We start from the raw sequence: 15,754 nt of genomic DNA, 5'->3' as shown, positions 1-15,754 counted from the left end.
CCTTCCCCCCTGCTGCGGAAGGGGACCGGAGTAGTTATGGACAAAATCCTGATCGTCGATGACGAGGCATTCATCCGTGAAAACCTCGAGCGGATACTGACCGAGGACGGCTATCGCCCCATCTCCACCGAAAGCGGCGACGAAGCGGTGCGCCAGGTCGGCGAGGAGGATGTCGACCTCGTCCTTCTCGACCTCAATCTGGCCGGCAAGAGCGGTCTCGACGTCCTGCGCGAACTGAGGGAGGTCGACCCCGAGGTGCTGGTGATCATCATCACCGGCTACGGCACCGTCGAGAGCGCCGTCGAGGCCCTGAAAATGGGGGCCTACGACTACATCAAAAAGCCCTTCAAGGCCGACGCCATCCGCCTTATCGTCCGCCTGGCCCTGGAGACCCAGAATCTGCGCCGCGAGGTGCGGAGCCTGCGGCGCAAGACCAAGGAGGGTGACCTGTCGGGGACCGGCGACATGGTCGGCTCGAGCCCCGAACTCCTCGATGTCTTTCGGCAGGTGCGGGAGGTCGCCAAGCACGAGACCTCGACGGTGATCATCACCGGCGAGAGCGGAACCGGCAAGGAGCTGGTGGCCCGCGGCATCCACAACCTCTCTCCCCGCCGGGACCGGCCCTTCATCGAGATCAACTGCGGATCGCTCCCCTTCAACCTCCTCGAGTCGGAGCTCTTCGGCCATGAGCGCGGCGCCTTCACCGATGCCAAGACCCGCAAGATCGGCCTCTTCGAAGAGGCCGGCGGCGGGACGATCTTCCTCGACGAAATCGGCGAGATGGATCTCGGGCTGCAGGTCAAGCTGTTGCGGGTCCTCGAGGATCGCAAGATCCGCAGGCTCGGCGGCATCCGCAATATCGACATCGATGTGCGGGTGATCGCCGCCACCAACCGCAATCTCAAGGAGGCGATCGAGGAGAAGGTCTTCCGTGAGGATCTCTACTACCGCCTCAACGTCTTCCCCATCCATGTGCCGCCGCTGCGGGAGCGGCGCCCGGATATCCCGCCGCTCCTGCACTCCTTCCTGCAGCGCTTCAATCGGGAATTCAACAAGCACATCCGGGAGATTTCCCGGGAAGCCCTGGATCTGCTGACGCGCTATGCCTGGCCGGGAAACGTCCGCGAGCTGCGCAACGTGGTGGAGAGGATCTGCATCATGAACCAGGGAGACGTCATTCGTCCCGATGTCCTCCCCCGGGAGATTCGCGGCGAGATCGCTCCCCGGGAGAGCCTCATTTCCTTCGAGATTCCCCCGGAGGGGATTCTCCTCGAGGCGACGGTCGAACAGCTGGAAAAGGAGTTGATCGCCCAGGCGGCGAAAATCACCGGCGGAAATGTGGCCAAAACGGCCCGTCTGCTCAACGTTCCCCGGGGAACGTTGCGCTACAAAATGGAAAAATACCAGCTCTCCGGCGTCGATTGAGCCCCTGGCGGCAGTGGCCGATTTCCGCCAGGGCCGCCAGGGGCCGTCTATCCCCGCCCGGCATCCGATCCTTTATTAAAGCGGCCAAAATCGGCCGCTTTTTCTTTGTCCGCCCGGCCGGAACCGGGAATGATTTTATAACGGAATTTTAAATTCGGTTTTTTTGTGTACACGACAAGTCACCGAAAACGATAAGAATTATACGGAATGTACTTCGCCGTCGGGGTCGCTCTATCCAGGCTTGGCACCTGTGTTGCTAAAAGTGAAAAGGTGTCTCGTCAAATCAGGTCGAAACTTAAAATCCCTGACCGAAGGAGTCTGTAAACGATGATGGCTTCAGTATGGAATCGCCTCTGGAAAATGCACGACGAAACCAAAGGGCTGGTCCTCTTCAGTCCCCGGGCTCTTCTCAAGGGGCTTGGCAGGCATCTGGCCTTCAGTAACGGCAGGCAGGAGCATGAAGTCGACCTGGCCGACGAGATGGAGGAGTCCCCGGCGGAGCACACCCGCCGCGTCACCTCCGGCCCCGGCGGCGTCGAGGAAGGGGAACCGCGGGAGTACACTACCCGGCAGAAGATCGGTCTCGTTCTCGGTCCCGTCCTTTTTTCCCTGATGCTCCTCATCCCCACTCCCGCCGGGATGGAGCCAGCCGCCCAGAAAATGGCCGCGGTGGCTCTGCTGATGGCCTGCTGGTGGATGTGCGAGTCGATTCCCATCCCCGCCACCAGCCTTCTCCCCATCACCCTCTTTCCCCTGATGGGGATCATGCATACCAGCAAGGCGACGGCACCCTACGCCAGTCATCTGATCTTCCTCTTCATGGGGGGGTTCATCCTCGCCCTGGCGATGCAGCGCTGGAACCTCCACCGGCGCATCGCCATGAACATCGTCAGAATCGTCGGCTTCTCTCCGAGCCGGCTGATCTTCGGGTTCATGGCGGCAACCGCCGTCCTCTCCGCCTTCGTCTCCAACACCGCCACCGCCGTCATGATGATGCCGATCGGTCTGGCGATCATCGCCCACGTCATCGAGGAGGGAAAAAAGGAAGGCCTCGACAAGGAGATCGATTTTTCCCCGGACAAGTTCGCCTTCGGCCTCAACCTCATGCTCGGGATCGCCTACGCCGCCTCCATCGGCGGCATCGCCACCCTCATCGGCACACCGCCCAACACTGTTCTTGCCGGGTACCTGCAGAAGACCTACGGCTACGAGATCACCTTTGCCAGGTGGATGCTCGTCGGTGTCCCCCTGGTGGTCATCCTCCTCCCCCTGACCTGGCTGTGGCTGACCCGTTTTGCCAACCCCATGAAACTCAAGAAGGTCCCGGGCGGCCGCGCCCTGATCAACGAAGAACTGCGGGCGATGGGGAGCATGAACACCGGTGAGCGCTGGACGGCCCTGGTTTTCGGCCTGACCGCCCTGGCCTGGATCTTTCGCGCCCAGATCAGTTTTCTCTTTCCCGATCCGAAACTGGTCACCGACGCCGCCATCGGCATGACCGGGGCCCTCGTCCTCTTCCTGATCCCGGTGAACATGAAAAAGAACACCTTCGTCATGGACTGGCACTGGGCCTCGAAGATGCCCTGGGGGGTGCTCATTCTCTTCGGCGGCGGCCTCGCCATGGCCGACGGCTTCAAGGTCACCAAGCTCGCCGAATGGGTCGGCAGCCAGGTCACCCTCCTCGAGCATGCCCCGATCCTCGTCCTGGTGATCGCCGTGACCACCCTGATCATCTTCCTCACCGAGCTGACGTCCAATACCGCCACCGCCGCCATGGTCATGCCGATCCTTTCGGCGGTCGCCATCGGCCTCGGCCAGAACCCTCTGCTGCTGGTGATTCCGGCGGCCATCGCCGCCTCCTGCGCCTTCATGCTCCCGGTGGCCACCCCCCCCAACGCCATCGTCTTCGGCTCCGGGTACGTGACGATCCCGCAGATGGTGAAGAGCGGCTTCGGCCTCAACGTCCTCGGCATCGTCCTGGTCACGGTTTTGACCTATGCCCTGGTCATCCCGGTCTTCGACGTGGTCCTCAACGAAATCCCCGCCTGGGCGACGATGGTCGTCAAGTAGCCGTCCGCAACCGTTTCTCCTTGGCCCTGCTCCCCCAGGGCCCCTTGCCCCGCCCGGACCCTCCTCCGGAGCGGGGCGTTTTTTTTAGGAAGAATGTAGAATACAGAATATAGAATACAGAAGGTAGAAGGAGGAATACAGAAGGAGAGGGAAGGGAAAACCGCTTTTTCAGCTGTCTTCTATATTCTATATTCTGTATTCTATTTTCTATGTTCTGTTTCCAGAAAAAGGAGTGCAAGTTGCAGCGAAAACGCATTGTCATCGAAGGGATCGTGCAGGGGGTCGGCTTCCGCCCCTTTGTCTACCAGCTCGCCCTTCGCAGCGGGGTGGACGGCTGGGTTTTGAACGACAGTTCCGGCGTGACCGTCGAGGTCGAAGGGGAGGGGGCGTCCCTGGCCTCCTTCGTCGCCGCCCTGCAGAGCGAGCTGCCCCCCCTGGCCTCCATCTCCCGCTGTGAAATCATCCATATCCCCCCGCGGGGGGAGAGGGGTTTTTCCATCCGCAGCAGCGCCGGCGACGGGCCGAAAACGGCCCAGATCGCTCCGGACAGCTGGGTCTGCCCCGACTGCCTCGCCGAGCTCTCCGACCCCCTGGACCGCCGGTATCGTTACCCGTTCATCAACTGCACCAACTGCGGCCCCCGCTACACCATCGTCACCGGTATCCCCTACGACCGACCCAACACCACCATGGCCCCCTTCCCCATGTGTCCTGCGTGCAGCGCCGAGTACCGGGACCCCGCCTCGCGCCGTTTTCACGCCCAGCCCAACGCCTGCCCGGTCTGCGGGCCGCGTCTGCAATTGAAGAACGGGGCGGGGGACGGAATCGCTGGAGAGCCGCTGGCGGAGTCGGTGGCCCTGCTGCAGGGCGGGGCGATCCTCGCCGTCAAGGGGCTCGGCGGCTACCACCTGGTGGTCGACGCCGCCAACGACCGGGCGGTATCTGAACTGCGGCGGCGCAAGGCCCGGGACGAAAAGCCCTTCGCTCTGATGGCCCGCTCTCTAGAGGACGCGGCCCGCCTGGCCGATTTCGATCCCCTGGAAGAGTGGCTGCTGACAGGGAGCGAGCGTCCCATCGTCCTGTTGCGAAAGAAACCGGGTCATACCCTCTCGCCCCTGATCGCTCCGGGGAACGGTTACTTCGGGATCATGCTCCCCTACACCCCCCTCCACTTTCTGCTCCTCGAAGAGTTCCCGGCCCTGGTGATGACCAGTGCCAACCTCTCCGACGAACCGATCGCCTCTGGCGACGGCGAGGCCGAGACGCGCCTTAAGGGGATCGCCGACGCCTATCTGAGTCACGACCGGGAGATTTTCACCGGGACCGACGATTCCATCGCCCGGATCCTGGCCGGCAGGGCCCTGCTCTTGCGGCGCTCCCGCGGTTATGTCCCGCGGGGGATCGCCCTGGCCGCTCCCCAGGTGCAGGTTCTCGCCCTGGGGGCCGAGATCAAGAGCGCCGTCTGCTTCACCCGCGGCGACAGGGCCTTTCTCAGCCAGCATATCGGCGACCTGAAGAACCCCGAAGTGTTCGCCTCCTTCGAGAGGACCATCGCCCATCTCGGGACGATTCTCGAGCTGCAGCCGGCCATCGTCGCCCACGACCTCCATCCCGACTACTATTCGAGCCGCTACGCCGAAGGGCTCGGCGGCGTGCGCCTGGTCGCGGTGCAGCATCACCACGCCCACCTGGTGAGCTGTCTGGCCGAGAACGGTTTCGGCGGCACGGCCATCGGGGTGATCTTCGACGGCATCGGCTACGGCGCCGACGGCACCCTCTGGGGGGGGGAATTTCTCGTCGGCGGAGCCGACGGCTATCGGCGCGCCGGGCACTTCGTCCCCCTGGCCATGCCCGGCGGCGACGCCGCCACGGCCGAGCCGCTGCGCATGGCGGTGAGCGCCCTGCAGCACGCTTACGGCGCCGATCTCCCCTCCCTGCCGGTGCTCGACGGGATTTCGCCGCGGGATCTGAAGATTTACCTGCAGATGATCGAAAAGGGGATCAACGCCCCCCTGACGTCGAGCTGCGGACGGCTCTTCGATGCCGTGGCGGCCCTGGTCGGGGTACGGTTGAGGGTCAGTTACGAAGGACAGGCCGCCCTCGAACTGGAGATGGCTATCGGCGATACGGTCGACAACGGAATCTACCCCTCTCCCCTCGGCGGCGCCGGCGACCGCATCCTGGTCGATCCCGCCCCCCTGATCCGCGGCATCGTCGACGATCTCATGGCAGGCGTTGCCGTTTCCCGCATCAGCGCCCGTTTCCACAACACCCTGGCGGCGGTGATATCCGCGGTCTGCCTCCTCATCCGACAGGAGTCCGGCCTCTCCTGCGTCGCCCTCTCGGGAGGGGTCTTCCAGAACCGTTACCTGACGGAAAAGACCATTTCCCGCCTGGAGAAGGGGGAATTTACCGTCCTCACCCACTCCCTCGTCCCACCCAACGACGGCGGCATCGCCCTCGGCCAGGCCGTTGTCGCCGGCCGCTCGGCCTCCTAGTCTCCTGTCGAAATTCTTTACATCTCTTCCTCCTGCCCAACCCTCAGTCTAAAAATTCAACAAAAACAATATTTTAATGTTGTGGCACTCTTTATGCTCTCTATCAGGGCAACAGGTTCAGGATCCTGGAAAAGGGAAATCCGGCTTTGGAATATTTCTCGAAGGAGGAGCCGGTAACCGCGCAGGCAAAACATTTCAGGAAGAGGAGGCGTCATGAAAAGAATATTCGGGTTATTCGTTATTGTTCTCATGCTCGTCGGGGTGACATCGGCGGCTCATGCCCTGATGATCGTCGACCCCTTCGGGGCTGGATTCGGACCGAGCGGGACATTCTTCGCAGGGTCGCTGAATATCACGCCCCCGGCCTTAAGCACCGTCGCCGAAGCCGTGCCGCTGACGATTATTGAAACCGGATACAGCGACCAATGGCATTCCACGACCTTCACCCTGGGGGCAGGCACCCTGGCGCGCCTTCTGGACGGCGTCTTCCTGACGGTGGCTATTGTCGAAGAAGGGGACATCTTTATCCCGGTGAACGGCGAGCTTCCCCCCGACACCGACAACGGAGCGCCCGTTCCGGAACCCTCCACTTTCCTCCTTCTCGGTGCCGGACTGGTCGGACTCGGCATCGCCCGCCGGCAGCGGAGCAAAAAGTGAGCACTGCGAACGGGCGTTGAGAATTAAAGATTAAAGCTTCAACGCAGAGAGCGCGGAGAAGAACAGGAGAACGCGGAGAAGGGCAGGGGCAGAACCGAAAAGCTTGGTTGGGTTTAACCTTAAGACTGGACTTTCTCAGCGTTCTCTCTCTTCCCTCTGCGATCTCCAGTTGTCGGCCAGTACGGGTTATAGCCTGTTTTATGAACGAAAAACCCCCGCAGCAGCGGGGGTTTTTTTGTGGCAGGAAAGGGTCGGATCCAGTGGGGGAGGGGGGTAACTTTTGTTTCACCGCCGCCGATGGTTAATCCATCGGAAAAGGCTGATTAAAAGGAGGTTTGTCGTAGGAGAAGGGGCGGATTCCCCATCGGGGTTACCCCTCCGGTGTGAAATTTATGCGCCGACAAGTGGTAAAAATCGTTGTAAAAACAAGGACCTGTGGGATGTTATGTGTCTTGGCACCCCTGTTGCTCTTGTAAGCATTGTCGATGCGGAGCAAAATCCGCCCATGGCCTGCCGGGTTGGAGGCGTTTTATTGCAGGAGGTTTCCATGTCACAGGGAGAAAAGTTGAAAAACCGGGGAAAGGCCCTTCATCACCTCGGATTGCACGAGGACCGCAATGTCCACCCGGGGGTGGACGTGTTGCGCGTGCCGGGGGGATGGATCTATCTCTTGATCCGCCCCGACGGAGAGGGGTGTATCACCGATGCCGGGGTGTTTGTCCCCTATAACGAAGAATTCAAGGAGGGTTGAGGGGGCGAGGCGGACCCCCGATCAGATCCCCAGGGTCCTGGCCAGCTTGAGCATCATCTCCTCGATGGGGCGGCGGCCGACGGCAAAAACCTTCTCCAGGGGGGTCAGTTTCATTTCTCCGCAGGAAAGGCCGATCATCTTCCCCGATTCGCCGGCTTGCAGAGCCTCCACGGCGGCGACGCCGTAGCGGGCGCCGAGGATGCGGTCGAAGGCCGAGGGGGACCCGCCGCGCTGATAGTGACCGAGGACCATGATGCGGGTTTCGAAGCCGATGCTGTCCTTGATCCGGTCGGCGATCTGCTGGGCGGAGGCCGTCCCTTCGGCGACCATGATAATGGAATTGTCGCGCCCTTCGCTGAAACGCCGCCGCAGGTTGCGGCAGATTTCGGCGAGATCGTAAGGGGTTTCGGGGATCAGAGCGTACTCGGCGCCGCAGGCCAGAGCCGAGGCGACGGCCAGGTAACCGCAGTTGCGGCCCATGGTTTCGACGACGAAGGTGCGGTCGTGGGAGGAGGCCGTGTCCTTGAGACAGTCGACGGCGTAAATGATGTTGTTGAGGGCCGTGTCGACCCCGAGGGACATGTCGGTAAAGGGAATGTCGTTGTCGATGGATGCCGGTATGCCCATGGTGCGTATCCCCAGGCGGTGCAGTGCTTCGGCGCCGCGCAGCGAGCCGTCGCCGCCGATGACGATCAGCCCGTCGACGCCGAGTCCCTTGAGGTTTCCGGCGGCCAGAAGCTGCCCTTCTTTTTCCACCATCCGCTTTTCGCGGGCACTCTGCAGAAAGGTTCCGCCCCGCTGCAGGATGCCGCTGACCGAACGGGTGGTCAGGGTTTCATGGTGGCTCTCCGGCATCAGCAGGCCATGATACCCCTTCTGAAATCCGATCACCTCCAGGTTGGCCACCAGGGCCGCCCGCACCACCGCCCGGATAGTGGCATTCATTCCCGAGCAGTCTCCCCCGCTGGTCAATACGGCAATTCGTTTCACGGCTCTCCCTTTTCCCTCGTCGCATCGGGTCGAGGGAGATCCTCGCGCCCGGCGGCAGTCCTGTCCCTGGAGTAAACCACCCGGTGCGCCCATTGTCAAAGCCCATTTTTAGCGGTCTTGACACCCCTCCCGCCACTGTTATTCTAATCTTGGAAAGTTCGAAAAGATTCCTCTCGCAGCCTGAGTGATGAATCTAAATGAAACTGTCAATCGCTCGAATTTGCCACCAAGGCACCAAGCCACCAAGAAAAACTGTTTAAACAAAGAGGTTTTACCTTTGTGTCTTGGTGCCTTGGTGGCCAAAAAAAAGGTTTTCGCGACTGACCCTGGCAGGAGAGCGAGATGTTTACCAAGGAACCGCCGAACTTATCCGTCGTTCCTGTCTATCCCATGCGGGAACAGGTCATGTTTCCGCACATGGTTTTGCCCCTCTTCGTGGCCAGGGAGGGGATGGAAATCATCGACGCGGCCCTGCAGGGGGATCAACTGCTGGTTCTGGCAGCCTGCCTGGAAGGCAAAGAGCCCTGTCCCTGGGAGGGCCTGTCGCGCATCGGCACCGTCTGCCGCATCAACCAGGTGCTGCGCTTCCCCGAAGGGGGAGGGAAGGTGGTGGTGGAGGGGCTGCAACGCGCCCGCCTTCTCGGCGCGGCCCAGCGATTCCCCTGCATTCTGGCCCGGATCGAAACGGTCTCGGAGGTCGACAGCCGCGGTCTGGTGACCGAGGCGCTGGTGCAGAGCGTCAACGCCCTGCTCAAGATCGCCCTCGCCTACGGCCGTCCCCTGCCGGGGGACGTGGTCAAGATGATCGACCAGATCGAGGATTCCGGGCGCCTTGCCGACCTGGTCGCGGTCTATCTCAACCTGGGGATGAAGGAGCAGCAGCACCTCCTGGAGCTCCTCGATCCCCTGGAGCGTCTCAAGGAGGTCTACCTTCTCCTGACCGGCGAGGTACAGAAACTCCAGGTGCGGGGGGAGGTGCAGTCCGAGGTCGCCAAGCGCCTGGGGCGCACGCAAAAGGAATATCTGCTGCGGGAACAGATGAAGCAGATTCAGGAGGAACTCGGCGACGAGGATCCGCGGCAATCGGAAATCAACGAATTGCACCGCCGCATCCGCCAGGCGGAGATGCCCGAGGGGGTGCGCGCTGTCGCCGAAAAGGAGCTGGCCCGTCTCGAGCGGATCAACCCCTCGTCCCCGGAACACACGGTGGCCCGCACCTATCTCGAATACCTGTGCACCGTCCCCTGGAACCGCGGCACGGAGGATCACCTCGACATCGGCCGGGCCGAGGTCATTCTCGACGAGGACCATTATGACCTTGCGGAGGTCAAGGAGAGGATTCTCGAGTATCTGGCCGTCCGTTCCCTGCGCAAGACGACCAAGGGGCCGATCCTCTGCTTCGTCGGACCCCCCGGGGTCGGCAAGACGTCCCTGGGGCGTTCCATCGCCCGCGCCATGGGGCGCAAGTTCATTCGTATCTCCCTCGGCGGGATGAAGGACGAAGCGGAGATCCGCGGCCACCGGCGCACCTACATCGGCGCCCTCCCGGGACGGATCATTCAGGAAATCTGCCGGGCCGAGTCCAGCAATCCGGTCTTCATGCTCGACGAGGTCGACAAGATCGGCCAGGATTTTCGCGGCGATCCCGCCTCGGCCCTCCTCGAGATTCTCGACCCGGAGCAGAACGACACCTTTACCGATCATTACCTCGACGTCCCCTTCGACCTCTCCCGGGTCATGTTCATCACCACCGCCAATATCCTCGACCCCGTTCCCCCTCCCCTCAAGGACCGGATGGAGGTCATTCGTCTGGCCGGCTACAGCGACGAGGAGAAGCTCAAGATCGCCTTCCGCTACCTGATCCCCAAGGAAGTGGAGGAAAACGGCCTCGAAGCCGCGGGAGTCTCCTTCGAGGAAGGAGCCATGCGAAAAATCATCAAGGACTATACCCGGGAAGCGGGGGTGCGGGGGGTCGAGCGGCAGATCGCCTCCATCTGCCGCAAAATCGCCCGGGATGTGGCCCAGAAGCGCCCCCCCCGCCTCCTGGTCACTCCGGCGGCCGTCGAAGAGATGCTCGGGCCGCGAAAGTTCTTCAGCGACGTCGCCTCGGAAGAGGACCGCATCGGAGTCGTCACCGGCCTGGCCTGGACGGAGGCCGGCGGCGACATCATCTTCGTCGAGGCTTCGCGCATGGTCGGCAAGAAGGATCTCCACCTCACCGGCAGCCTCGGCGAGGTGATGCAGGAATCGGCCCGGACCGCCCTCTCCTACGTCCGGGCCCATGCTGTGGAATTCGCCATCGAGGCGGATTTTTTCGAGAAAAGCGATCTGCACATTCATGTCCCCTCGGGGGCCATTCCCAAGGACGGCCCCTCGGCGGGGATCACCATCGCCACCGCCCTGATTTCCCTCCTCAGCCAGCGCCCGGCGCGGCGAAACGTGGCGCTGACGGGAGAGCTGACCCTCTCGGGACGGATTCTCCCCATCGGCGGCATCAAGGAAAAAGTCCTGGCCGCCCGCCGCGCCGGCGTCACCACGGTCCTTCTGCCGGAACGCAATCGGGAGAATCTACGCGATCTCGACGAAGAGACCCGCGCGCAGATGACGATCATTTTCGTCGACACCCTGCAGGAGGTGGTGGAGGCGACGCTTCTCCCCGGCCGTCCCAACCGCGCGATGGGGGATTTCGCCGGGCGGGGGGCGGTTCCCGGGAGTGCTGCTCTGTGAAAAGGGAGAAGGGAGAAGGGAAAAGGGAGAAAACTGAAGGCAGAAAATAGAATACAGAATACAGAAATGAAAACTGGGGAGAGTTGATTTCATCGGGGAATTTTTGCAGGTTCCGGCCCTTTATGATAATGTGGCCGATCTCTCCGGGCGGCTGCTCACCCTGGTCGAAACGGCCGCGGAAGGGGAGGGCAAGAGTCCCTTTTTTAAGGAGTCGTTTTCATGTTCCGTTTTTTCTTTCGCCGGGGGCTTCCCGTTCTGGTCCTCTCCCTTCTCTGGGCCGGCACCGCCTTTGCCCAGCCCCTCGAGGAGAAGGTGTATGAACACACCTTTGCCAACGGCCTGCGCCTCCTTGTCGTCGAGCGCCACGAATCCCCCACCTTTGCCGCCTATATCACCTTCGGCGTCGGCTCGGTCAACGAAACGAGCGAGACCCGGGGGGTCGCCCACCTTCTCGAGCACATGCTCTTCAAGGGGACCGAGACCCTCGGGACGAAGGATTTTGCCAGGGAAAAACCCCTTCTTGACGCCATCGAGGAGGTCGGCGAAGCCCTCGACGCCCAGCTGCGTCAAGCGCCGGCCGACCCGCAGAAGATCGCCGAACTTGAAAAGGAACTGGCGCGCCTTCAGCAGGAGCACAGCCGGTATGTGGTCAAGGACGAATTCTCCCGCATCTATTCGGAAAACGGCGGGGTCGGCTACAACGCCTATACCAGCAAAGACCTCACCACCTACCTGATATCCCTGCCGGCCAACAAACTCGAACTCTGGGCCTCCCTCGAATCGGACCGGATGAAGAACGCGGTGCTGCGCGAATTTTACACCGAGCGCAACGTGATCATGGAGGAGCGGCGCCGCTCCTACGAGAGCGAGCCCGACGGCCTCCTCTACGAAAACCTGCTGGCCGCCGCCTTTACCGTCCATCCCTACCGCAATCCGATCATCGGCTGGATGTCGGATATCGAGAATCTCTCCCTGAAAGAGACCCGGGGTTTTCTCCACAAATACTACGCCCCGGTCAACACCGTGATCACCCTGGTCGGGGACCTCGACACCGCGGCGGCCGTCTCCCTGGTCGAGGACTATTTCGGCACCCTCCCCGCCGGGGAGCCGGTGCCGAGGGTCACCGCCGTCGAACCGCCGCAGAAGGGAGAGAAGCGGATTCATATCCAGTTCGACGCCGAGCCGCAGCTGGCCATCGCCTTTCACAAGCCGACGCTGCCGGAGCGCGCCGACTACGTCTTCGATGTCATCGACCAGATTCTCTCCCAGGGGCGCACTTCACGGCTCTACCGCGCCCTGGTGGTGGAAAAGGGGCTCGCCGCTTCCGTCTCCACCTACTCGGCTCCCGGTTCCCGCTATCCCAACCTCTTTGTGGTGTCCGCCACCCCCCGCCATCCCCACACCCTGGCCGAGGTCGAAGAGGCGATCTATGCCGAACTGGAGCGCCTGGCGAAGGAGCCGGTGAGCGATGAAGAACTCGAGCAGGCGCGCAACCGCCTGCGCGTCGACCGCTTGCGCTACCTCAAGGGGAACAGCGGGCTCGCCCGGATGCTGAGCTATTACCAGAGCGTCGCCGGAAACTGGCGCTATCTCGTCGGCTACGATCAGGAAATCGCCTCCATGACCGCCGCCGAGATCATGGAGACCGCCCGTCTCTGGCTCGTTCCCCGCAACCGGACCGTGGCGATTCTCGACAAGGAAGAGGACTGATTCATGAAACTGCGATTTTCGCCTCTGTTGCTGCTGGCCCTCTCCCTTCTTCTCTCCTCCTGTTCTCCCGGGGCCGAGATGCTGCGCCCCGATCAGCTCAGCTTCCCCCCCCTCGTCTTTCATCCCCCGGAGGTTGAGCGCCTGGAGCTTCCCAACGGTATCCGCCTCTATCTCAAGGAGGACGCCGAGCTCCCTCTCCTCGAGGTGACGGCCATGATCGGCGCCGGCAGCATCGGCGATCCCCCCGGGCGCACCGGGGAGGGGATGCTCTATGCCGCAGCGCTGCGCACCGGCGGGGCCGGCAGCCGCTCCCCCGACGAGGTCGACCGGATGCTCGAACGGCTGGCCGCCGACTTCTCCGCGGGGAGCGACGACTATGCCACCACCCTTGAGCTTTCCCTGCAGAGCGGCGACCTCGACGCCGGCCTCGGGCTCCTCGCCGACGTCCTCCTCAAGCCCGGTTTCGCTCCGGAGCGCCTCGAACTGGCCCGCAAACAGGCCATCGAAGGGGTGCGTCGCCAGAACGACGATCCCGGCTCCATCGCGTCCCGGGCCCTGATGAAGGCTCTCTACGGCGATCATCCCCTGGGGCGGACTCCGACGGTGGAGACGCTCTCCGCCGTGGATCGGAACGATCTGCTGGACTTCCACCGCTCCTACGTCCATCCCGACAACCTGTGGCTTGCTATCTCCGGCGATTTCGACCGTGCCGCCCTTCTGGAAACGCTCCATCGCCTCTTTGGCGACTGGCCCCGGGTCCCCTTCACCCCCCAGGCGATCCCTCCCCTGACCGGCAGCCCCCGGGGGGCGCTCCTGGTCGCGCCGAAGGAGATCCCGCAGACGACGATCCTTCTCGGCGAAATCGGCATCGACAAGTCCGCTCCCGACCAGTATGCGGTGCGGGTGATGAACTACATCCTCGGCGGCGGCGGTTTCAATTCCCGCCTGATGAGCGAGATCCGTTCCGACCGGGGGCTGGCCTATTCGGTCTACTCCTACTACCAGATCGGTCGTCTCCTCCCCGGCCCCTTCGTCGCCGGCTGCGAAACCAAGAGTGCCTCCACCGTCGAGGTGGTGCAGCTGATGCGGCGGATCATGGAGGAGATGCGCAGCGAGCCGGTCGCAGAGCATGAGCTTCACCTGGCCCGGGAGAGCCTGGTCAATTCCTTCATCTTTGCCTTCGACGACAGTCACGACGTCGTTACCCAGGCGATGCGCCTCGATTATTACGGTTATCCCGAGGGGTACCTGGAGACCTTCCGCGACAGGGTGGCCGCCGTCACCGCCGCCGATGTTCTCGCGGCCGCCCGCGCCCGCCTCCACCCCGAGACCCAGACGCTGGTTCTGGTCGGCGACCAGGCCGCCCTCGAGGCCGTTCCGGCGGCGCTGGGGAGGCCGGTGGAGATCATTCGGGACGGAGAATGACCGCGGCGCTCGAACTTTTTCTCGCCTTTGCGGTGCAGCTCTTCATCATCGTCGACCCGGTGGCCGGTGTGCCGGTCTTTCTCGCCATCACCCCGGACAACAGTCGGGATGAGCGCGTCGCCATGGCCCGCCGCGGCTCTCTGGTCGCCTTTGCGGTGACGGCCCTTTTCATCCTCGCCGGTCCGGCGCTCCTCGGGTACTTCGGCATCGGTCCATCGGCGGTGCGGATCGGCGGCGGCGTCCTCCTCTTCGCCATCGCTCTCGAGATGCTCTACGGCCGGGTCACCGGCACCGAAACGAGCCAGCGCGAGGAGCGCCTCGCCCAGAAGAAGGAAGACATCTCCATCACCCCCCTGGCCATCCCCCTCCTGGCCGGACCGGGGACGATCACCACCGCCCTCATCTTCTCCGGGAGAGCCGAGGGCATACCGGCGCACCTCGCCCTCCTCCTGGCGGCGGCGGCCGTCTTCGCCCTCGGCTACCTCTTTTTGCGGCAGGCCGATACGGTCCTGAGGGTAATCGGTAAGCTGGGGATGACGGTACTCACCCGGATCCTCGGCCTCATCCTCGCCTTTCTCGCCGTCCAGTACATCGTCGACGGGGTGCGCATCGTTCTGGCGCCCCTTTCTTGATGGTCTCGCAAAAACCTCTAACCTGACCACAGAGTCACAGAGGCACAGAGAAAACCTCTTAATATGGAAATGGTCTCCTCCGTGATCTTTGCGCCTCCGTGGTGAGAATTGATTTTGTTGCGTTGTCATCTATCTTGACCGGCAGGAAATCCGGGATATCCTTGTGCCAATCCCCGCGGTCAAAGAGGATCGCAAAAAATTCAAATTCCCAGTGAATCGGGACGTTCTGCAAAAGGTCAAACCATGCTTCTTGAAAACTACCGGCACCTGGTGGGGCGGGTCGATGCGCTGTGCCGGCGCATTGAAGCGGCCTACGGGCAGCATCTGGCCTGCCGCAAGGGGTGCGATTCCTGCTGCCGTCACCTCAGCCTCTTCCGGGTCGAGGGGGTCGCCCTGGCCCGGGCCCTGGCCGGGCAGGACCCGGGTCTGGTGACGAGGATTCGGGAGCGGGCTCGAAAGGCGACACCTGACGGCCCCTGTCCTCTCCTGGAGGACGGCGCCTGCCTCCTCTATGCGGCGCGGCCGATGATCTGCCGCACCCACGGGCTTCCCCTCATCTTTTCCGAGGGGGAAGGGCGGCGTGTCGACTTCTGCCCGCAGAATTTTCAGGGACTTGCCTCCCTGCCGGCCTCCTCCGTGGTCGATCTCGATCTCCTCAACGCGACCCTGGCCACCATCGACGAGCTTTTCGTCGCCGAGGCCTTTCAGGGGACGCCCCCCGGCGGGGAACGGCTCAGCATCGCCGAGGCTCTCCTCCTCCAGGGGGATTAAAAACGGTTTAGGAACAGTCCCTTCGGAGATAAATAGTCAATTTTATTGCAATCGTAACGGTTTATGCTGTACTTATGACAGGTCCTAAAGACAGACGG

Annotated in this window: 11 protein-coding genes; 10 read left to right on the top strand and 1 reads right to left on the bottom strand. The window is 62.6% G+C overall.

Annotated elements, in window-relative coordinates; translation table 11 throughout:
• Positions 1-36 precede the first annotated feature (36 nt).
• From DSOUD_RS11275 to DSOUD_RS11255, 5 genes are all read left to right on the top strand, one after another.
• Positions 37-1,425: a sigma-54-dependent transcriptional regulator gene (locus tag DSOUD_RS11275; RefSeq protein ID WP_053551106.1), complete on the top strand. Its 1,389-nt coding sequence runs from the start codon at positions 37-39 to the stop codon at positions 1,423-1,425.
• Between the two features lie 327 nt (positions 1,426-1,752).
• On the top strand, positions 1,753-3,495 hold the full coding sequence (locus DSOUD_RS11270; protein WP_053551105.1) for an SLC13 family permease: 1,743 nt from the start codon (positions 1,753-1,755) through the stop codon (positions 3,493-3,495).
• 209 nt (positions 3,496-3,704) lie between these two features.
• Entirely contained in the window at positions 3,705-5,993 is a 2,289-nt protein-coding gene (gene hypF / locus DSOUD_RS11265; RefSeq protein ID WP_053551104.1) for a carbamoyltransferase HypF, read from the top strand.
• A gap of 213 nt (positions 5,994-6,206) precedes the next feature.
• Positions 6,207-6,650 carry a PEP-CTERM sorting domain-containing protein gene (locus tag DSOUD_RS11260; protein ID WP_053551103.1) on the top strand — a complete coding sequence of 148 codons (444 nt, stop codon included), beginning with the start codon at positions 6,207-6,209 and terminating at the stop codon, positions 6,648-6,650.
• A 547-nt stretch (positions 6,651-7,197) separates the two neighbouring features.
• Positions 7,198-7,401, top strand: coding sequence for a hypothetical protein (locus DSOUD_RS11255; protein WP_053551102.1), 204 nt, complete (start codon positions 7,198-7,200; stop codon positions 7,399-7,401).
• Positions 7,402-7,422: 21 nt separating this feature from the next.
• On the opposite strand, the gene pfkA is transcribed toward DSOUD_RS11255, so the two are convergent.
• Positions 7,423-8,391, bottom strand: a complete 969-nt coding sequence (gene pfkA, locus DSOUD_RS11250) for a 6-phosphofructokinase (RefSeq protein ID WP_053551101.1) — start codon at positions 8,389-8,391, stop codon at positions 7,423-7,425.
• Between the two features lie 342 nt (positions 8,392-8,733).
• Here pfkA and lon point away from each other — a divergent pair, with 342 nt between their 5' ends.
• From lon to DSOUD_RS11225, 5 genes are all read left to right on the top strand, one after another.
• On the top strand, positions 8,734-11,118 hold the full coding sequence (lon, locus tag DSOUD_RS11245) for an endopeptidase La (RefSeq protein WP_082351233.1): 2,385 nt from the start codon (positions 8,734-8,736) through the stop codon (positions 11,116-11,118).
• Positions 11,119-11,337: 219 nt separating this feature from the next.
• Entirely contained in the window at positions 11,338-12,828 is a 1,491-nt protein-coding gene (locus DSOUD_RS11240; RefSeq protein WP_053551100.1) for a M16 family metallopeptidase, read from the top strand.
• Positions 12,829-12,831: 3 nt separating this feature from the next.
• Positions 12,832-14,253 carry a M16 family metallopeptidase gene (locus tag DSOUD_RS11235; RefSeq protein WP_053551099.1) on the top strand — a complete coding sequence of 474 codons (1,422 nt, stop codon included), beginning with the start codon at positions 12,832-12,834 and terminating at the stop codon, positions 14,251-14,253.
• Positions 14,250-14,885 carry a MarC family protein gene (locus tag DSOUD_RS11230; protein ID WP_053551098.1) on the top strand — a complete coding sequence of 212 codons (636 nt, stop codon included), beginning with the start codon at positions 14,250-14,252 and terminating at the stop codon, positions 14,883-14,885. Before DSOUD_RS11235 ends, DSOUD_RS11230 begins: the two co-directional genes overlap by 4 nt.
• A gap of 243 nt (positions 14,886-15,128) precedes the next feature.
• The gene (locus tag DSOUD_RS11225; RefSeq protein ID WP_053551097.1) at positions 15,129-15,656 is read left to right on the top strand and encodes a YkgJ family cysteine cluster protein; all 528 of its coding nucleotides are present in this window, start codon (positions 15,129-15,131) and stop codon (positions 15,654-15,656) included.
• The last annotated feature ends 98 nt before the right edge of the window (positions 15,657-15,754 follow it).

This window comes from Desulfuromonas soudanensis (genome assembly GCF_001278055.1).
Taxonomy (GTDB): Bacteria; Desulfobacterota; Desulfuromonadia; order Desulfuromonadales; family WTL; genus Deferrimonas; species Deferrimonas soudanensis.
This window is presented reverse-complemented; position numbering and strand designations above follow the sequence as displayed.

Coding starts and splice junctions, on each gene's coding strand:
- DSOUD_RS11225 (WP_053551097.1), top strand. CDS start 15,129: ATGCTTCTTGAAAACTACCGGCACCTGGTGGGGCGGGTCGATGCGCTG.
- DSOUD_RS11230 (WP_053551098.1), top strand. CDS start 14,250: ATGACCGCGGCGCTCGAACTTTTTCTCGCCTTTGCGGTGCAGCTCTTC.
- lon (WP_082351233.1), top strand. CDS start 8,734: ATGTTTACCAAGGAACCGCCGAACTTATCCGTCGTTCCTGTCTATCCC.
- DSOUD_RS11270 (WP_053551105.1), top strand. CDS start 1,753: ATGATGGCTTCAGTATGGAATCGCCTCTGGAAAATGCACGACGAAACC.
- DSOUD_RS11275 (WP_053551106.1), top strand. CDS start 37: ATGGACAAAATCCTGATCGTCGATGACGAGGCATTCATCCGTGAAAAC.
- DSOUD_RS11240 (WP_053551100.1), top strand. CDS start 11,338: ATGTTCCGTTTTTTCTTTCGCCGGGGGCTTCCCGTTCTGGTCCTCTCC.
- DSOUD_RS11260 (WP_053551103.1), top strand. CDS start 6,207: ATGAAAAGAATATTCGGGTTATTCGTTATTGTTCTCATGCTCGTCGGG.
- DSOUD_RS11255 (WP_053551102.1), top strand. CDS start 7,198: ATGTCACAGGGAGAAAAGTTGAAAAACCGGGGAAAGGCCCTTCATCAC.
- hypF (WP_053551104.1), top strand. CDS start 3,705: ATGTTCTGTTTCCAGAAAAAGGAGTGCAAGTTGCAGCGAAAACGCATT.
- DSOUD_RS11235 (WP_053551099.1), top strand. CDS start 12,832: ATGAAACTGCGATTTTCGCCTCTGTTGCTGCTGGCCCTCTCCCTTCTT.